At 55.4% G+C, this 18615-nt stretch carries 18 protein-coding genes; all 18 read right to left on the bottom strand.

What is annotated here, in order from left to right:
- Positions 1 to 46: 46 nt before the first annotated feature.
- On the bottom strand, positions 47 to 1438 hold the full coding sequence (gene gltA, locus BN2106_RS07535; RefSeq protein WP_050697954.1) for an NADPH-dependent glutamate synthase: 1392 nt from the start codon (positions 1436 to 1438) through the stop codon (positions 47 to 49).
- Positions 1431 to 2279: a sulfide/dihydroorotate dehydrogenase-like FAD/NAD-binding protein gene (locus BN2106_RS07530; RefSeq protein ID WP_050697953.1), complete on the bottom strand. Its 849-nt coding sequence runs from the start codon at positions 2277 to 2279 to the stop codon at positions 1431 to 1433. The genes gltA and BN2106_RS07530 overlap by 8 nt, the downstream gene beginning before the upstream one ends.
- A gap of 249 nt (positions 2280 to 2528) precedes the next feature.
- Complete coding sequence (spoIVA, locus tag BN2106_RS07525) at positions 2529 to 4007, bottom strand: stage IV sporulation protein A (RefSeq protein WP_050697952.1); 1479 nt, start codon at positions 4005 to 4007, stop codon at positions 2529 to 2531.
- 60 nt (positions 4008 to 4067) lie between these two features.
- A complete protein-coding gene (locus BN2106_RS07520; protein WP_050697951.1) occupies positions 4068 to 5606 on the bottom strand; it encodes a DUF3794 and LysM peptidoglycan-binding domain-containing protein in 1539 nt (512 codons plus the stop codon).
- A 257-nt stretch (positions 5607 to 5863) separates the two neighbouring features.
- Positions 5864 to 6037, bottom strand: a complete 174-nt coding sequence (locus BN2106_RS16470) for a hypothetical protein (RefSeq protein ID WP_195891801.1) — start codon at positions 6035 to 6037, stop codon at positions 5864 to 5866.
- Positions 6038 to 6110: 73 nt separating this feature from the next.
- A complete protein-coding gene (locus tag BN2106_RS07515; RefSeq protein ID WP_242846274.1) occupies positions 6111 to 6755 on the bottom strand; it encodes a thiamine diphosphokinase in 645 nt (214 codons plus the stop codon).
- On the bottom strand, positions 6740 to 7627 hold the full coding sequence (gene rsgA / locus BN2106_RS07510) for a ribosome small subunit-dependent GTPase A (protein ID WP_195891800.1): 888 nt from the start codon (positions 7625 to 7627) through the stop codon (positions 6740 to 6742). Before rsgA ends, BN2106_RS07515 begins: the two co-directional genes overlap by 16 nt.
- Positions 7628 to 7632: 5 nt before the next feature.
- A complete protein-coding gene (gene pknB, locus BN2106_RS07505; protein WP_050697950.1) occupies positions 7633 to 9702 on the bottom strand; it encodes a Stk1 family PASTA domain-containing Ser/Thr kinase in 2070 nt (689 codons plus the stop codon).
- A gap of 21 nt (positions 9703 to 9723) precedes the next feature.
- Positions 9724 to 10452: a Stp1/IreP family PP2C-type Ser/Thr phosphatase gene (locus BN2106_RS07500; RefSeq protein WP_050697949.1), complete on the bottom strand. Its 729-nt coding sequence runs from the start codon at positions 10450 to 10452 to the stop codon at positions 9724 to 9726.
- Complete coding sequence (gene rlmN, locus BN2106_RS07495) at positions 10430 to 11467, bottom strand: dual-specificity RNA methyltransferase RlmN (RefSeq protein WP_407921744.1); 1038 nt, start codon at positions 11465 to 11467, stop codon at positions 10430 to 10432. The genes BN2106_RS07500 and rlmN overlap by 23 nt, the downstream gene beginning before the upstream one ends.
- 26 nt (positions 11468 to 11493) lie before the next feature.
- Positions 11494 to 12834 (bottom strand): 16S rRNA (cytosine(967)-C(5))-methyltransferase RsmB, encoded by a 1341-nt coding sequence (gene rsmB / locus BN2106_RS07490; protein ID WP_050697947.1) that lies wholly within the window; start codon positions 12832 to 12834, stop codon positions 11494 to 11496.
- A 1-nt stretch (position 12835) separates the two neighbouring features.
- A complete protein-coding gene (locus BN2106_RS07485; RefSeq protein WP_050697946.1) occupies positions 12836 to 13537 on the bottom strand; it encodes a zinc metallopeptidase in 702 nt (233 codons plus the stop codon).
- Positions 13538 to 13570: 33 nt separating this feature from the next.
- Positions 13571 to 14497, bottom strand: a complete 927-nt coding sequence (fmt, locus tag BN2106_RS07480) for a methionyl-tRNA formyltransferase (protein ID WP_050697945.1) — start codon at positions 14495 to 14497, stop codon at positions 13571 to 13573.
- 42 nt (positions 14498 to 14539) lie between these two features.
- Positions 14540 to 15013 (bottom strand): peptide deformylase, encoded by a 474-nt coding sequence (gene def / locus BN2106_RS07475; protein WP_050697944.1) that lies wholly within the window; start codon positions 15011 to 15013, stop codon positions 14540 to 14542.
- A gap of 34 nt (positions 15014 to 15047) precedes the next feature.
- Positions 15048 to 17504, bottom strand: a complete 2457-nt coding sequence (gene priA / locus BN2106_RS07470) for a replication restart helicase PriA (protein WP_050697943.1) — start codon at positions 17502 to 17504, stop codon at positions 15048 to 15050.
- Entirely contained in the window at positions 17504 to 17725 is a 222-nt protein-coding gene (locus BN2106_RS07465; RefSeq protein ID WP_050697942.1) for a DNA-directed RNA polymerase subunit omega, read from the bottom strand. The genes priA and BN2106_RS07465 overlap by 1 nt, the downstream gene beginning before the upstream one ends.
- Complete coding sequence (gene gmk / locus BN2106_RS07460) at positions 17722 to 18327, bottom strand: guanylate kinase (RefSeq protein ID WP_050697941.1); 606 nt, start codon at positions 18325 to 18327, stop codon at positions 17722 to 17724. The genes BN2106_RS07465 and gmk overlap by 4 nt, the downstream gene beginning before the upstream one ends.
- Positions 18320 to 18595, bottom strand: coding sequence for an extracellular matrix/biofilm regulator RemA (gene remA, locus BN2106_RS07455; RefSeq protein WP_050697940.1), 276 nt, complete (start codon positions 18593 to 18595; stop codon positions 18320 to 18322). The genes gmk and remA overlap by 8 nt, the downstream gene beginning before the upstream one ends.
- Between the last annotated feature and the right edge of the window lie 20 nt (positions 18596 to 18615).

Raw genomic sequence — 18615 nt, 5'->3', positions numbered from 1 at the left:
ACCCAAGAAAGAAAAAGCAGGCGGGGAATTTCCCGCCTGCAGCATATTACGCTTTTTCCTGTATATACCGGTGGATGGCCGTTGCAGCATCCTTGCCGCCGCCCATTGCCAGAATGACCGTGGCCGCGCCGCTGACGGCATCCCCCGCCGCATAGACCGCTTCCCGCGTGGTTTTCATGGTTTCCTCGTCCACCACCAAACAGCCCTTTTTATTGGTCTCCAACCCTTCTGTCGTGGAGCGAATCAAGGGGTTCGGGCTGTTACCGATCGCCATCACCACACAGTCAACCGGAAGCTCAAAGTTGGAGCCTTCCTTTGCGACAGGCTTCCGGCGTCCGGAGGCGTCCGGTTCCCCCAGTTCCATTTCAATGCACTCGATCGCCCGGACTTTGCCGTCCTCGCCGCCGTGAATTGCAACGGGATTACACAGAAGTTTAAAGGTAATTCCTTCTTCCTTTGCGTGGTGAATCTCCTCGTTCCGGGCGGGCATCTGCTCCTCCGCACGGCGGTAGACAATATAAACATTCTCCGCGCCCAGGCGCTTGGCGGTGCGCGCCGCATCCATCGCAACGTTGCCGCCGCCCACCACCGCCACATTCTTCGGGCGGATAATCGGCGTGTCGTATTCCGGCTTGTAGGCCTTCATCAAATTGACACGGGTCAGAAACTCGTTGGCAGAGTAAGTCCCTACCAGGCTTTCGCCGGGAATATTCATAAAGCTGGGCAGTCCCGCGCCGGTGCCGATAAAAATCGCCTCATAGCCCATCTCAAACAGCTCGTCCACGGAGAGCACCTTGCCGATCACCATATCGGTCTTAATCTCTACCCCGCGCTCCTCCAAACCGGAAATCTCCTTCTGCACAATCTCCTTGGGCAGACGGAACTGCGGGATACCGTACATCAGCACGCCTCCGGCGGTATGCAACGCTTCAAAGACCGTGACCTCGTAACCCAGCGCGTTCAAATCGCCCGCGCAGGTCAAGCCCGCGGGCCCCGCGCCGATAATCGCTACCTTGTGCCCGTTGGAAGCGATTTTTTCCGCCTTTTCCGCGCAGTGTTTCATATGCCAGTCCGCGACATAGCGCTCCAAGCGGCCAATGCCGACCGGTTCGCCTTTGATGCCGCGCACACAGTTGTGTTCGCACTGGTTTTCCTGCGGGCAGACGCGTCCGCAGATCGCCGGCAGGGAATTCATGGTTTTAATGGTCTGGTACGCCTCTTCCAGTTCCCCCTTGGCCACATGGCTGATAAACTCCGGGATTGGCACGCCGACCGGGCAGCCGGACACACAGGGCTTGTTCTTACAGTTCAGGCAGCGCTGCGCCTCTTCCAATGCCATTTCGTCGGTGTATCCCAGCGAAACTTCTTCAAAATTTTTATTGCGGACGTCGGGTGCCTGCTCTGGCATCGGCGTTTTCTTCAAAGTCATATTAGGCATTCTTCGCACCCTCCATCAGATGGCAGTTGAATTCGCGCGTCGCTTCCGCTTCCTGCTCCCCATAGGTCCGCAGGCGTTTCATCGCTTCGTCAAAGTCGACCTTATGGCCGTCGAAGTCCGGCCCGTCGATGCAGGCAAACTTGGTCTCCCCGCCCACTGTCAGGCGGCAGCCGCCGCACATACCGGTTCCGTCGATCATGATCGGGTTCATGCTGATCATGGTTTCTATGTTCTGCTCCTTTGTCAGGTTGCAGACCGCGCGCATCATCGGCAGCGGGCCGATGGCAATAACAAAATCATAATTTGCACCGTTGTCAATGTTTTCCTGCAAAGCGGCGGTTACAAAACCCTTGTGGCCGTTGGAGCCGTCGTCCGTCATCAGGTACAGGTTGTCGCAGACCGCGCGCATTTCCTCTTCCAAAATGATAATATCCTTGGAACGGAAACCCGCAATGATATCCACCTGAACCCCCATGTTATGTAACGCTTTGGCCTGCGGGTATGCAATGGCACAGCCCGCGCCGCCGCCGATCACCGCCACTTTTTTGTGGCCCTCCAGCTCGGAGGCCTTGCCCAGCGGGCCGATAAAGTCGAGAATCGCGTCGCCAACCTCCAGCGTATCCAGCAGCAGGGTCGTCTTGCCCACCTTCTGGTATATAATGGTAATCGTTCCCTTTTCGCGGTCATAATCCGCAATCGTCAGCGGAATTCTTTCCCCATACTCGTTTACACGCAGGATAATGAACTGGCCCGCCTGCGCTTTCCTGGCGATAAACGGCGCTTCCATCGACATCAGCGTCATGGAATCATTCAGCCTGCGCTTCTCCACGATCGAAAACATGCTAACACATCCCTATCTTCCTCAATATATGGTCCTGTAAAAGTACATGCCAAATATTATATACGATTTACCGGCACTTTTCAAGATTTTATTTGCTAAAGCGCGAAAATGTGATAGTTTCTATTATTTTCCAACAAAGTGCTTTCCCCATGAAGGATTTGCTTTGTTCACTTGCACGACGGCTATCACGCAAAAGAAAAAACGGTCCGGGCGCCGCGGCCCGGACCATCCTTCTGATACGGCGGCCTGTTACAGGATGATACAGATCAGCCCGTTGCATCCGTCGTTAATGATACGCTCGATCGTCTCGCGCACCTTGTCGCGTGCGTCCACCGGCATGCGGTACAGTTTGTTGTGCAGCCCCTCGTTGACCAGCTCATGCAGACTCTTGCCAAAGATATTGGATTCCCAGATCTTGCCGGGGTTCTCCTGGAACTCCTTGAGCAGGTACATCACCAGTTCCTGCGACTGCTGTTCCGACCCGACGATCGGCGTGACTTCCGTGGTAATCCGCGTCTTCATCATATGGATGGAGGGTGCGGCCGCCTTCAGGCGGATCCCGTACTTGCCGCCCTGCTTAATAATCTCCGGCTCCTCCAAAGAAAGCTCCTCGATCCCGGGCATGACGATGCCATAGCCGGTATTCTGAACCTCCTCGTAGGCGTCTTTGATCTTGTCATACTGCTTCTGCATCTCTGCAAACTTCATCATGCAGTCCAGCAGTGCGCCCTCGTCTTCGATTGCCAACCCCGTCTTCTCCCCCAGCACCTTGTAGAACAGATTCTGCTGCAGGGCGACGGTGATGCGCGCGTGCCCGGTCCCCAAAGCCACCGCGCTTGTTTTGGCAAACGACACATATTCGCACTTGCTCACCTCATCGATAATTCCTTCCACCTCGCGGATCCGGGAGATCTTCGCCGCCGCCTGCTGGATGGTGGAATACACGGATGAGCGCAGCCAATGGTTCTTCTCCAAAGAGGAAACCCAGTGCGGCATGTCGACCCGGATCTCTTTGACCGGGAACTCAAACAGAATTTTGGACAGGATCGTCCGGATCTCCGCTTCCTCCAGCTCCATGCAGTTGACAGGCAGCACCGGAACCTCATATTTCTTCTGCATGGCAGATGCCAGAGACAGCGATTCTTCCGAATTCGGATAGGTGCAGTTGAGCAGCACAATGAACGGCTTATTGATGTCCTTCAACTCCGAGATCACGCGTTCTTCCGCTTCTTCGTATTCTTCGCGCGGGATGTCGCTGATGCTGCCGTCCGTCGTCACCACCAGACCGATGGTGGAATGCTCCGTAATGACCTTCTTCGTGCCGATTTCCGCCGCCATATTGAACGGAATGGGCTCGTCGTACCAGGGCGTCATCACCATGCGCGGCATATCGCCTTCCACATAGCCGAGCGCGCTGGGGACAATATAGCCGACACAGTCGATCATCCGGACGGCAAAGCTGGCGCTTCCGTCCACCTGCACTTTGACCGCCTGCTCCGGAATAAACTTTGGTTCCGTGGTCATAATGGTCCGGCCCGCGGCAGATTGGGGCATTTCATCGATGGCGCGGTCCCGTTTATAGTTCCCGTCGATGTTGGGAATTACGATGGTATCCATGAACCGTTTGATAAAGGTAGACTTGCCGGTTCTGACCGGACCGACAACCCCTATGTAGATATCTCCGTTGGTTCGTTCCGAGATATCGCTGTAAATATTACGTTCTTCCATTGTACCTCCCCCTCAGGCAGAGAATTTTGTAAACGATGCTTTGCGTGAATCAGCGAGTCCTCACATTGGGATCAGCAGCATCCCCCTGTTCTCAACAAACTCGCCGGCAAGGTCGTTTTCCTGCTGGATGGCACTGACGGACGTACAGTACGTCCGGGCAATGTTCCAAAGGCTCTCGCCTGAGTCTGCAAAATAAATACTGAGCGCAGCGGAGGTATCCTTTGCACGCGGCCGGTCTTCGTCCGCCCGGACATCGGAAATGATTTTCAAGCTGCTCTGGCTGGTGACTTCGGTACTCAGCCGCAGCTCCGTCTTGACCTCTATCCCGCCGCCTGTGATACGGTAGCTGATGCCCGCCACACTGAGCTCCGGCGCGCAGCGGACGCCACTGGGCTTCTCTGCGCCCCACGGGTGCGTATATTCAAAGTCGAGCATGCGCTCGGTGTAAAACGGCCGGTTTTCCTGGTTGGCAGCCAGGATGCAAACATTGAACTTTCCTTTAAAGACGATCTGACCGTCCTGCTCCGCCGCGTTGACTGCGGACATTTCGTTCCAGATGTCAAACACCTTGGTAATACCGGTGTCCTCCAGGGCAATGCTGTTCTTCTGTAAGATGGAATCAGTCAGCAGCTCCACCACTTTTTCCACGGTTTTCTGCTTATAGCCGATCTCCAGTTCATATTCTTTGGAATAAGCGTCCGTCACAACGGTAACTTCCGCGCCCTGGTAGGCAACCGCCTCGGCATACAGGTTCACCTGCGACTCAAAGTAGGTCTTATCCCCGGAGTAATCATTTTTCACCTGAATGGATAATCCAGCGACGCTCAGCTTGACGTTGCAGAGACAGTCGTCCGTCAGATCGTTGCAATCCAGCATCTGGCTAAAGGGGATTGCGTATTCCATCAGCTCCAGCATGCTTTCGTCCAACACGGAGGAATACAGGATCTTCAGGTTGACCTCTCCCTTGACCATCAGCTTGTTTGCCACCAACTTGGAATCCTGCAAATTCACGTAGGCGGTGGAACGCAGGATGTTTTCCGCGCCCGGCTTGGAAGACGGCAGCTCCAGCGTCTCTTCCACACTGAATTGCTGACCGCAGAATCCGGCGATACGGCTGTATGGCATCGAACGCTTCTGCTGCTCCACCTCGTCGCTGTCAATGTGACAGACCACCTCGCTCTCTGTCCGCCCGATCACCTTGGCGCAAACGGAGAAGGCTCCGTGGATATCCAAGCGGCGCGGACTGGTCGCGCGGCAATTGATGTACTCCACACGGGTAAACGCGCAGACGTGCGCGTGGTCCACCGCCTGTTTCATAGTGATGGCGGCGAAGAATGAACTGCTGTTCTCACAGCACCGCAGGGTGTTCCCCCCCGCGTCCAGATAAAAGACCTTGACATTGTACGTTCCTTCCAGCTCCAGGCGGTCCCCCATGACATTCCTCCCCGTGATGCGGGGATAGACCTGGCACTTCAGGATGCGCTGTATGTCCGGGCAGTAATCCGGCAGGCTGATGTCAAGGTCTACCGGCTGCTCCTGACATCCGTCATAAATGATTTCGCCGGCGGCCAACGCCTCACGGTTAAGCATATAATCCATTCAGGCTCTCTCCTTTTCCTGTTTCTGTCTAATTGTTATTCGGCTCCTGTCCATTTTATGCTTTTCCGTAGAAACAAATTGGGCCCGCCGTGGAGAAAATCCCCATGGCAGGCCCAAAAAGCAAAAAGCCGGCTGTTTCCAGCCGGCCGGTTCGTCACTGCTCTTTTTTGATGTGGAACATTTTGCGAAGTACAAATCCCCAAAATTTAGAACCCTTGACGACGACTACTTTCATGACGAAAACCTCCCAATTATGTTCAGCTCCGAAGGAGCGCCACGCCCAGCACAACCATAATGATCGCCACAACGAACATGATCAGGCCGATCGGGCAGAAGCAAGAGCATACGAGGCCCAGTCCAAACGCTATGGCATACTGCCCCACTCTGCAGCAGGTATTGCCTTTAAAGCAGCAGTTTCCTTTGCAACGCATTTTCCATCGCCCCGTTTCTCTTATGTCTTATTAGCAGTATATACACGGGGTGGAAAATTGGTTCCAAATAAATTTACGCGTCCTTCTGAATAATCAGCAGTGCGTCGCCGCTGTGCACAACCACCTGCGCCGGGTCTCCGATGATCCGGTTGCTGCAGCCCAGCGGGAAGTCGGAGCGCAGAGGGTACTCGTCCAGCGGGTATTGCATCCCCTCATAACTTACCGTACAGACGGAACAGCCAAAGGGAAATGCGGAAAAGGTCGCGCCAGCCAGCCCATGCAGAACCATGCGTCCGCTTTTGAGCAGAAGCACACTGGTCTTCGTATCCGCCAGCACCGCACGGCAGCCCTGTTCCGCCAGGTATTGCAGCACGCAGAGGTTGGCAATGGAATGGTCAAACCGTTCCCCGCCCAGTGCGCCGAGGAGCACAAATTCCCGAAAACCGCGCCGCATCCCCTCCCGGACCGCCGCCATCATGTCGGTATCGTCTTTCTCCGGCTTCAGGCGGATCGTTTCGATCCCCGCCGGCAGATCGCCCCGCAGAGAATCAAAGTCGCCGATCAGCAGATCCGGCCTCAGGCCGTACGTCTTCGCTGTGTCCACACCGCCGTCCGCACAGATGAGATAGAAGGATTCCGGCGGATATTCCTTGAAGACCGTTCTGTCCGCCAGCGGCACCGAACCGATGATCATGCAGCGTTTTATTTCATTTCCCATTCCTTCAGGTCCTTTACTTCGTTGTACATCGCCACGTAGCTCTCGTGGCGGCTGGGATGGATTACCCCTTCCCGAACCGCCTCGAGCACCGCACAGCCCTTTTCGCAGGTATGCGAACAGGACGGAAATTTGCACGCGTTTATATAAGGCGCAAATTCCCGGAAGCTAAACTGCAGGTTCTCCTTGCGGATCAGGTCGCACTGCTCCAAATTGATGGAGGAAAAGCCCGGCGTATCCGCCACATAGCCGCCCCCCGCCAGCTTCAGCAGCTCCACCTGCCGGGTTGTATGGCGGCCTCGCCCTAGCTTCTGACTGATTTCGCCCGTCTGAAGCGCGTATGTCTCATCGATGCCGTTGAGCAGAGAGGACTTCCCCACACCGGAATTTCCCGTAAACGCGGTGATTTTCCCCTTGAGCAAAGCGCGGACTTCCGCGACGCCCTCTCCCGTTATGGAAGAAACCGCAAAAAAGCGGATGCCCGCCTTTTCATAGATTTCACGCAGCCACTCGCCGCCCTGCAGGTCTGTTTTGGAGACGACCACAACCGGCTCGATCTCCTTATCCTCCGCCGCTGCAATGGCTTTGTCGATCAGCAAAGGATTTGGAGAGGGGTCGCATACCGAAGTCACCACGATCACCTGATCGATATTGGCAACGGGCGGGCGCGTTAAAAAGTTTTTGCGCGGCAGAATGGACTCAATCAGGCCTGTCCCATCCGGGTCCACGCTGATCTCCACCCGGTCCCCCACAAACGGCGTCATTCCCTTTTTGCGGAACACACCCCTGGCTTTGCAGGTATAGATTTGATCGGCAGCCTCTACATAGTAGAAGCCGCCGATCCCTTTCATAATCAATCCGTTCAACTGTTCCATCACGCTCATTCCGTCGGTGTAATTGGCAGTTGGGTCGGGAAATCGTCATTCAGTCCAAAGTCCGTGTCTGTTCCATCGCCCTCCGGATTGGAAGAATCCACCGGCGGAACGTACGGATAGCTCTCCACCTGACTGGGTTTTCCGGTATCAAAGTCCATAATGAATACCGCATATTTACTGCCGTCCAGCTCCACAACCAGCGTCTTCTGGCCGCTGGTTCCCGTCACTTTAATCGTACAAAGGTTATTGTAAGACGGATTCACCGTCTTGATGCCGTCATCCATCACGGTTCCATCCAGATAGGCCTTGAGCTGGATGTCGTGCGTAACACTCTGCGGCAGATGAATATTTGCCTCCAGCGTCTTTTCCGACTGCTTGCCGGAACTGACCACGAGGTTGACTTTGGAGTCCTTGTCGACCGGAACGCCGGGCAGCGGATTCGTCTCAATAACGGTATTCTCCGGCTTATCGCTGTCGTCCTTCATGGTGACCTCTCCCACCTGCAAGCCAGCAGCAAGAATGTCCGCCTTCGCCGCCTCGATGTTCTTATCGATCACAGACGGCACCGGGATTTGCTCGTTCTCCGGGCCTTTGCTGACCAGGATTTTGACTGTGCTTCCCTCCGGAGCGGTCGCGCCGCCCTTCGGTTCCATATCGCAGACGTAGCCCTCTGCGGTCTGGTCGTTGAAAACCTCCACGACGCTGACAACAAACCCTTCGTCCTTCAGGCGTTTTTCCGCGTCTGCCTGCAAACGGTTCGTGACATCCGGGACCGGCACAGCCTTTGCGCCGCTGTTGATCACCAGAATGACCTCTCCGTCCTCCTTGACCATCATTCCCTCCGAAGGCTTCTGGCTCAGGACGATACCGGATTCCTGTGTGGAATCCTCCTTGGTCTCGATGGTGAATTTAAACTTGTAGGTTTCATCGTTTTGTATATCGCTGTATTTCATGCCGACAAACTTCGGCATTTCAATCGTGTCGGACTCCGTCGTGCTGCAGCTCCGGAAAATCGCCGCGACGCCGATGCTCAACGCCACGATCAGGAAGGCCGCCAGGACGCCCAGCATTGCCATCATGGGCTTCTTGCTGTTCTGCTGCTTTCTGCGCGGCGGCTCCTCTTCTTCGTACTCGTATTCGTAGTTATCATTATAGGCCGCCAGCTTGCCGTTGCGCACAGAACTGACCGCATTGACGTATTTGGTCGGTTTTTCATCGATGAAGTATTTATACTGAAAGCTGATGCTGGGGTTGCGCTGAAACGCCTCAATATCCTCCAGCATCTCCGAGGAAGACTGGTAGCGCTGTGAGGGGTTCTTCTGCATTGCCTTCATGGTGATCTCTTCCAGGCCCTCCGGGATGGCGGGATTGATATCCCGCGGCGGCCTCGGGTCCGCCTGCAGCTGCATGATCGCAACGGAAACCGCATTGTCCGCCTCAAACGGCAGAGTCCCGGTCAGCATCTCATACAGCATGACGCCGACCGAGTAAATGTCGGCCTTATCGTCGGTTACGTCGCCGCGCGCCTGCTCCGGCGCGATATAATGCACGGAACCGATCGCCTTGTCGGTCATTGTGCGCGTCTCGCTGCGGGAAAACCGCGCGATACCAAAGTCCGTTACCTTGATGGCGCCGTCTTGCAACAGCATGATATTCTGCGGCTTAATGTCGCGGTGCACAATGCCCTTGCTGTGGGCATGCTCCAACGCGCGCAGGATCTGCACGGTGAAGTGAATTGCTTCCTTCCACTTCAGCTCCCGCTGCTGGTCAAGATACTCCTTCAGTGTGATGCCGTCGATATATTCTTCGACGATATACTGAATGCGGTCTCCAAAGCTGACATCATACACCTTTACAATATTGGGGTGAGAAAGCACCGCAATGGCTTTGGATTCATTTTTAAACCGGCGGATAAAATCCTGATTCTCCAAATACTCATCCTTCAGGATTTTGATTGCGACCGTCCGGTCGTCAATGATGTCATATGCGCGGTAGACCCACGCCATTCCCCCCACGCCGATCAATTCATGAATTTCATAGCGCCCATCAAGCCTTTTTCCTGTATACTTATCCATGCAACATCAACTCCAATACAGTTAGTGTCGGATGACGGCCACGGTGACGTTGTCTCCGCCGCCGCCGGCTTTGGCCAGTTCCACCAGCCGCTCCGGAAGCAGCCGGGTATCCAGCTCCCGGATCAGCCGTTCCATCTGCTCTTCATCCACATAGTTGGTCAATCCATCCGTGCACAGCAGCAGGATGTCGTCTTTGGTAAATTTACATTCACAGTAATCAATCTCAATACCGGATTCCACGCCCAGCGCGCGGGTGATGATATTTTTTTGCGGGTGCCGCCGTGCCTGCTGGGTGGTAAGGTCTCCGCTGTTGATCAATTCCTGCACCATGGAATGATCGGTTGTGATCTGCCGGATCCCGTCCGGTTCAACCATATATGCCCGGCTGTCCCCCGCGTGCGCAATGTGCGCGATCCCGCGTGAGACAATCGCCGCAACAACCGTTGTACCCATTCCCTTGAGCTGCTCTTCTTCCTGCGCCCGGTCGTAGATTGCCACATTGGCGTTGAAGATCGCGGAAATCATCAGGTTTTTAATCGACTGGTCACTGATATGCTCGCTGCCTGAAGAAAGGATCTGCTCCGATATTTTATCCACCGCGATCGCGCTGGCGATATTGCCGCCGTTCGCCCCGCCCATTCCATCGCAGACAACCGCCCACGCCGTATTTCCGGAGAGCACGCCCGCCTTCACCGCATCCTGGTTGGAATGGCGGACCAGGCCGATATCAGTTTTCATGTAAATTTTCAATACCGGCCACCTCCTCCTGATATCTGCGTTTCAATTGCCCGCAGGAAGCGTTGATATCCGAGCCAAGCGTCCGCCGCACGGTCGCGGTGATCCCTTTTTCGGACAGGATTTTAATAAATTTTTGTATCTGCTCCTGGGAGCTCTTCCGGTACCCGTTCCCCTGCACCTCGTTGACCGGAATCAGATTGACATGGCAAAGCATCCCATGCAGACGGCGCGCCAGCTCCTTTGCGCAGTCCGCGCTGTCGTTGACGCTGCTGATCATCGCATATTCAAAAGAGATGCGCCGCCCGGTTGTGTCCGCGTAATAACGGCAGGCCTTCAACAGCTCCTCCACATTCCACCGGCGATTAACCGGCATGGTCCGGGAACGGATCGCGTCGTTCGGCGCGTGCAGAGACACGGAGAGGGTCAGTTGCAACCTGCGGTCCGCCAAATCATAAATCCGGTCCACAATGCCACAGGTGGAAAGGGAAATATGCCGCATACCGATGTTCATACCGTCGTCTGAAGAGACCAATTCCAAAAAGCGAAGTACATTTTCGTAATTGTCCAGCGGCTCCCCCATCCCCATCAAGACGATATTAGAGATGCGGACCTGCCGGTCCTCCTGCACCGCCTGCACCTGCGCCAACATCTCCGAGGGCGTCAGGTCGCGGGAAAAGCCGCTCTTTCCCGTTGCACAGAAGGAACAGTTCATTTTGCAGCCCACCTGGCTCGAAATGCAGATGGAATAACCATGGTGATACTCCATCAACACGCACTCCACGTGCTCTCCGTCGGGCAGACGGAGCAGATATTTTACCGTGCCGTCCAGTTTGGAAACCAGGCGCTGGGCAACCTCCGCCACCGCTATGTAATAGCGCTGCGCAAGCGTTTGGCGAAACGCCTTGGACTGGTCCGACATTTCCTCAAAAGATTTCACGCCGCGATGCAGCCATTTATACACCTGCAAAGCACGGAAGGACGGCAGGCCGTCCGCGGCGAACGCCTCCTTAATCTCCGCAAGCGTCATCGATTTGATGTCCTGTAAACTCAAGTTCATTCTCCTACCCTTTGAAAGGAAGAAATAAAAAAGCCGTCCGTCCCATGTACATGCGGCATCAAAGTGAGCTGGTACTCCGGCTCCGGAATCGCATGCGGCAAATTTTGCGGCAGGGACAGCGGTTTGGGGCGGAAATCCGGATGCTCCTTTAAAAACCGCTCCGCAACCTCTGCGTTCTCCTTGGGATGCAGGGTGCAGGTGGAGTAGAACAGGAATCCGCCTTTTTTTACCAATTCCGAGGTTTTACTCAGAATACCGTACTGCAAATCCGGCAAACTGTCAAGAGCGGATTCCAATTTATAGCGGATTTCCGGCTTTCTCCGAATGATTCCCAGCCCGGAACAGGGCGCATCGCACAGGACGCGGTCCGCCGGCTCCAAAGGCTCCTTCGGCTGCAGCGCGTCCCGTATACCGGTTTTTATACAATCCAGCCCCAGCCGCTGCGCGCCGTCACGGATCAAACGAACTTTTCCTTTATACTTGTCAAAGGCCAGGACGGTCCCCTGATTTTGCATGGTCTCCGCAATGGTAAACGCTTTGCCGCCGGGCGCAGAACAGACGTCAATCACCCGTTCTCCCAGCTGCGCGCCGACCAGACGCGCGCACAACTGGGACGAGAGATCCTGTACATGGAATAGTCCATCCTGAAAAGCCTGCACTCTCCCAATGGAGCCGGTGTTCCGTACGCTGGCAGCGCACGGAATCCCTGTAATGGGTTCTGCCTTTACATTTTCTTCCATCAGCTGCTGGAGTAAGTATGCCTCATCGCCTTTTGTATTATTCAACCGGATGTAGACCGGCGGATGGCCAGCCAGAGATTCCAACAGCTGCAAGGCGCAATCTGCCCCGTAGGAACGCTGCCACAGGGCAATCAACCACTGCGGACAGGAGTATTTGACACTGAGATACAGCAGAGGGTCCTTCTTTTCTGAAGGCATCGGCAGGTCTTCCAGATTCCGAAGCAAATTCCGCAACACCGCGTTGATAAAGCCCGCGGCCTTTACAGCTTTATTATGCTTCGCCAGCTCCACGGAGACATTCACCGCCGCACTGTGCGGGATTTTTTCAAGATATAAAATCTGGTACGCACCGATACGCAGGATTTCCCGTACCTGCGGCGTCATTTTTTGCACCGGCGTTTTTGAAAAACAGCCGATAAGATAATCCAACGTCAGGCGGTGTTCCAGCACGCCATAAAAAATAGCGGATGCCAGAGCCGCGTCGCGCGGCTCCAACGCAAACTGGATCAGGGTTTTATCCAGCACCAGGTTGGAATACCCCTCATTTTCATCCACATGCAGCAAAGCCGCCAGCGCGGCTGCTCTTGCATCCGCCATATCACTCGCGCCTCCGATTTCCAAAAATCAACAGAAGCCGCAACAGGGAAAGCAGCGCCGTAAAAGTCGCCGCAACATAGGTCATTGCCGCCGCCCGCAGCACCTTTTTCGCCCCCAGCAGTTCCTGTTGGTCCAGAATCCCTGTCTCGTCCAGTGCGCGCAGGGCACGGGCGCTTGCGTTGAATTCCACCGGCAGCGTCACCAGCTGGAACAAGACGCAGAGGCTGTATAAGGCGATTCCAAGGGTTACAAAAAAGTCGTACTGCACCGGCAAGATCAGGCCAATTAAAATCAGCGGCATGGACAGCCGTGAGCCGAACTGTGTTACGGGAACCAGCAACGCACGGATTTTATTGGGCAGGTACCCTTGTGCATGCTGAACGGCATGCCCCGCCTCGTGCGCCGCGACGCCGACCGCGGAGATGGACGAAGAGGCATACACCGGATCGGACAAGCTGATGATGCCGGTCGAAGGATTAAAGTTATCTGTCATGCTGCCGCCGATGTGCTGAATCTGCACGCCGAATGCGCCGCCGTACTGCATTACCCGCTGGGCCGCGTCCGCGCCGGTCATATGGCGCGCAGTCATAATGTGAGAATACTTGTTAAATGTGGAACTTACTTTAATCTGTGCGTACATCGAAATGATGATCGCCGGAATCATAATGATAAACGAGTGATAATCGAAATAATACAATCCCATATTTCTTTGTTTCTCCTATTGATTCAGAAGATGTCAGCCCAGCGTGCCGCCCTGGTCCAGGCGATGGCCGCAGAGAAAATCCTTTCCCTTCATCCGCTTGCCGCCCTCGTATTGGACTTCCTGCAGCTCCAGGGCTGATTGGCCGCCGCAGGCGACAATAAAGCAGTCCTTGCACGCCTGCACACTGCCGGCAGCGCCGCCGAATCCGGGCGCAACTCTCGACCGATGGATTTTCAATCGCTTGCCGTGGAATTGGGTAAACGCCACCGGCCACGGGGAAAGGCCGCGCACCAGATTGTGGATGTCCTCCGCCGGTTTGCTCCAGTCGACGTTTCCAAGCTCCTTGGTCAGCATGGAGGCATAGCTGGTGTCCGCGTCGCCCTGCGGCGTACGCTGCACCGTTCCGTTTTGGACGGCATCCATTGTTTCCACGATCAGCTTCGCACCCATCTGGGAAAGACGGTCGTGCAGCTCTCCGGCAGTTTCCTCCGGGCCAATCTCTGTCTCTGCTTTCAGCAGCATGTCGCCGGTATCCAGCCCTTCTGCCATATACATCGTGGTCACGCCGCTCACCGGTTCCCCGTTGATCACCGCCCACTGGATGGGGGCCGCGCCCCGGTACTTCGGCAGCAGGGACGCGTGCACGTTGATGCACCCATAGCGTGGAATCTCCAGAATTTCCTTGGGCAAAATTTTTCCATACGCAACCACGACAATGCATGCCGGGCACAGGTCCCGGATCTCTTGCGCAGCTTCAGGCGTGCGCAGCGTTTTGGGCTGCAGAACCCGCAGGCCGTTTTGCTCCGCCAGCACCTTGACCGGCGGCGGAGTCAGCGCGTACCCCCTGCCCTTCGGTTTATCCGGCTGGGTATAAACCGCGCAGATTTCATGCCCCGCGTCCAGCAGACTTTGCAGGCACGGGACCGCGAATTCGGGCGTACCCATAAATATCATCCGCATTTTCCATCATCCTATCCGGGACTTACCCGCTTTTTCCGTTTTTTATTGCAGTTTTTCCAGTTCCTCTTCCGTCAGCATCCGGGTCACATGCGCCTTGAATACCACGCCGTTCAGGTGATCGATCTCGTGGCAGCAGGCGGTCGCCAACAGATCCTCGCCCTCCAGGTCAAAGAACTTACCCTCCCGGTTCTGCGCACGCACCACCACACGCATGGGGCGCTTGGTGAAGCCGTACAATCCCGGGAAGGATAAGCACCCCTCCACGCATTCCTGTTCGCCGCTCTGCTCCACGATTTCCGGATTGATCATCTCGATTGGGCCGCTGCCCACATCGATCACCACGATCCGGCGGCGGATGCCCACCTGCGGCGCCGCGAGACCAACGCCATCGGCGGATTTCATGGTTTCAATCATGTCGTCCAACAGGACGCCCAGCTTTTCATCAAATTTCTCGACCGGGCGGCACACCTGTGTGAGGATCTCGTCCCCATCCTTGACAATATTACGAATGGCCATTGTATTTTCCTCCCATTTTCTGCATTCTTTGCCTTTATAATATCATATCCGGATTCATATCCGCAAACGCCGTAACGTCCGCAAATCGCTTTTCTTTTGCAAAGGCTGTCAGCAGCCGTGCAACCATTTGGCGAAAATTTCGGCTGTTGCGGCATTTCATAATCAATTTATACCTATATTTATTGCTGACCTTGCTGATTAATGCCGGTGACGGCGGCAAAACCCGCAGCGGCTCCCGTTTATACTCGGATTCCGCCAGGCGGCGCAGCATGTCCATGAACGACTGGCTCGCCTGCGCAACCTTGGATTCCAAGGTTCCCACGAAGCCGATCACACATAAATCCGCAAACGGCGGGTACAGCATCGCCTTGCGCAGTGCAATCTCCCCCTCGTAAAACGCGGGGTAATCCTGTTTGGCCGCCAAAGACAGGACCGGGTTTTCCGGTGTAAAGGTCTGAATCACCGCTTCCCCGGCAAACTGCCCGCGGCCCGCGCGGCCCACCACCTGTGTGAGCAGGTCAAAAGCGCGTTCATAACTGCGGAAATCGTCTCCATATAGAGCCTGATCCGCTGAAAGCACGCCGACCAGCGTGACGTTTTCAAAATCCAGCCCTTTGGCAACCATCTGCGTACCCACGATCACGTCGTATTCCCCTTCGGAGAAACGGCGCAGCTTGTCTTCATAGGCAAAACGGGACATTGCAGCGTCCGTATCCAGACGCAGGACGCGGGCGTCGGGTAAAAACTCCCGCAGCTGCTCTTCCGCGCGCTGTGTGCCAAACCCGGAATAATATACCTTGTCCTCGTGACAGACGGGGCACTCTTTTGTAAAAGGAACCGAGTACCCGCAGTAATGGCACATCAGTCTTTGGTTCGCCGCATGGTAGGTCAGTGAAATGCTGCAGTTGGGGCAGGTCATCACTTCTTTGCAGGCTTTACAGCTTACAAAGGTATTGTAACCCCTGCGGTTCAGCAAAATAATAGACTGTTTGTTAATTTTTAAATTTTCTTCCATGCCGAACAGCAATTCCCGGCTGAAAATGCTGTCGTTTCCTGCGTCCAACTCCTGGTTCATGTCCACAAAGCGGACTTCCGGCAGCTTTGCGCCCCCGTAGCGGGCTGTCAGGCGGTTCAACGAGTAGCGCCCGTTCTGCGCAAGATAGTAGCTTTCCATGGACGGGGTCGCGGAGGCCAGCACCAGCAACGCCTTGTGATAAGCACAGCGGAATTTTGCCACATCCCGCGCATGATACCGCGGCGACGACTCGGATTTATATGTATATTCCTGTTCCTCGTCCATGATGATCAGGCCGAGGTTTTCAAACGGCGCGAAGACTGCGGACCGAGTGCCCACCGCAATGGAAACCTCACCGCGCCGCACGCGCTTCCATTCATCCAGCCGCTCCGAAAGGGACAGGCCGCTGTGGAAAACTGCCACGCGCTTCCCGTATCTCCGGTGGAAGAGCGCCAGGCTCTGCGGCGTCAGAGAGATTTCCGGCACCATCACAATGACGTTGTTCCCGTCTGCCAGCACCTCATCGATCAGCCGCATAAATACGGAAGTCTTTCCGCTCCCCGTCACGCCAAAGAGAAGCGACGCACCGCCCGCCGCCCGCCGGTACTGACCGAGCAGATTCTTAAAGGCCGTCTGCTGCTCGCCGGACAGGACGATCTGCTCCGCCTGGCCCGGTTCTTCTATATCCTCGTACGGATTGCGGTAAACCTCCGCCTCGTAATAGCGGACCACACCCTTCGTCACCAACGCATTGACAACGGCAGGCGTAACCCCGGCAAAATAGCACAGCTCCTTCAGGGACACGCTTCCTGTATCCGCAAGAATTTTACATACACTTTTCTGCTTCGGCGTCAGTTTCCCAGGAAGGGCTCCTCCCTCAACTAAACGGACCATCTTCTGCGCCGCGTCTTTGATCTGCCGGACGGCAGAACCGCTCTTCTCCAAAAGTCCCTCTTTGAAGAGCTTTTCCGGCGCCGCGCTGTCGCGGGGAAGCCGCAGGGCTTTCAGCAGCTTTTCACGCTCTACCGGCTTCTTTTGGGCACACAGGTACTGTAAAATCTGCTGCTCCGGCGCCGGACGTGCGGAATCGTCCGCCTCCCGGCCTTCCCGGGAAACCGTGTATTCCGTCTTCAGCTTCAAATTGATTCCTGCGGGCAGCAACAGCTTCACCGCCTCGAACAAGGTACAGAACGTCCGCTCTTTAAGCCAGGGGACCAGCAAAATGCCCTCTCTCGAAAGAAGCGGCGCTTGATCCAGCACCGCTACCACTTCTTTGATTGGATTGTCTGTTTCATTTTCCTGGGAAATCTCCAGGATCATTCCCAGCCTCCAGCTGTTCGCCGCCCCAAAGGGCACCAGCACACGGCAGCCCGGATGAGCAGCCTGTGCCAGCTCCTGCGGAACCAGATAGTCAAAGGCCTTGTCAAAATGATAGGCGGTATTCTCAACTGCCACTCTGGCATACAGCGCCAACATTAGGCCTCCGTGTCGTCGTCATTCGGCTCAGGTGTTTCGATGATCTTAAACTTATGCTGCGCATAGTCGTCCAAAGCCAGGTCCACGGGCTTGACAATCAGGATGTCCCCCTTTGCCTCTGCTTCCGCCGAGATTTCCCGCGCTCTTTTCGCAATGCCCACTACAAAGGAATAGCGGCTCTGGTTCGGGCCCAACATAGAATCTTTGATCGGTTTAATCATAATTGCAGAACTCCTTCTATCGTATCGAGATTTCTGTCCTTCTTATATTTCTCAGCGGCAACAATGTGCTGGATCGCGGCTACGGCGTTGTCTACCGTGTCGTTGATGACAACATAATCGTATGCCTTTGCCTGTAAAATTTCCTGCCGGGCAGCCTGCAGACGCTTTTGAATGGCTTCCTCGGATTCCGTGCCGCGGTCGCGCAGGCGGCGCTCCAACTCCCCAACAGAGGGCGGGAGAATGAACACGCTGACGCAGTCCGGGCATTTTTGTTTGATCTGGCCGCCGCCCTGCACCTCAATCTCCAGGACAACATCGCTGCCAGCATCCATCCAATCCCGGATGGGTTTTGCCGGGGTCCCGTAATAGTTGCCGCAGTACTCCGCGCTTTCCAGGACTTCTCCGTTCTGCCGCATGGACAGAAACTGTTCTTTAGTGACAAAAAAGTAATCCCGGCCGTCCACCTCTCCCTCGCGCGGGTTCCGCGTGGTGGCAGACACCGACAGGCGCAAATCCTGACTCTTCTGCAAAAGCGTGTGGAGAATTGTGTCCTTGCCCGCGCCGGAAGGCCCGGACAATACAATTAAAAGTCCCTTAGTCATCCTCGTCAATTTCCTCCTCGTCGTCCAGCTCGTCGTGGTCATTGAGGCGGTTGGCAACCGTTTCCGGCTGCACGGCGGAAAGAATGACGTGGTCGCTGTCCGTCACGATCACCGCACGGGTGCGGCGGCCGTACGTTGCGTCTATCAGCGTGCCTTTTTCCTTCGCATCCTGAATGATGCGCTTAATCGGAGCGGACTCAGGGCTGACAATCGCAACCAGCCGGTTGGCGGATACCATATTGCCGAAGCCAATGTTAATCAGTTTCATTTTAAAAATGCCTCCTCAAG

The sequence above is a fragment of the Anaeromassilibacillus senegalensis genome, assembly GCF_001261775.1.
GTDB lineage: Bacteria > Bacillota > Clostridia > Oscillospirales > Acutalibacteraceae > Anaeromassilibacillus > Anaeromassilibacillus senegalensis.
This window is presented reverse-complemented; position numbering and strand designations above follow the sequence as displayed.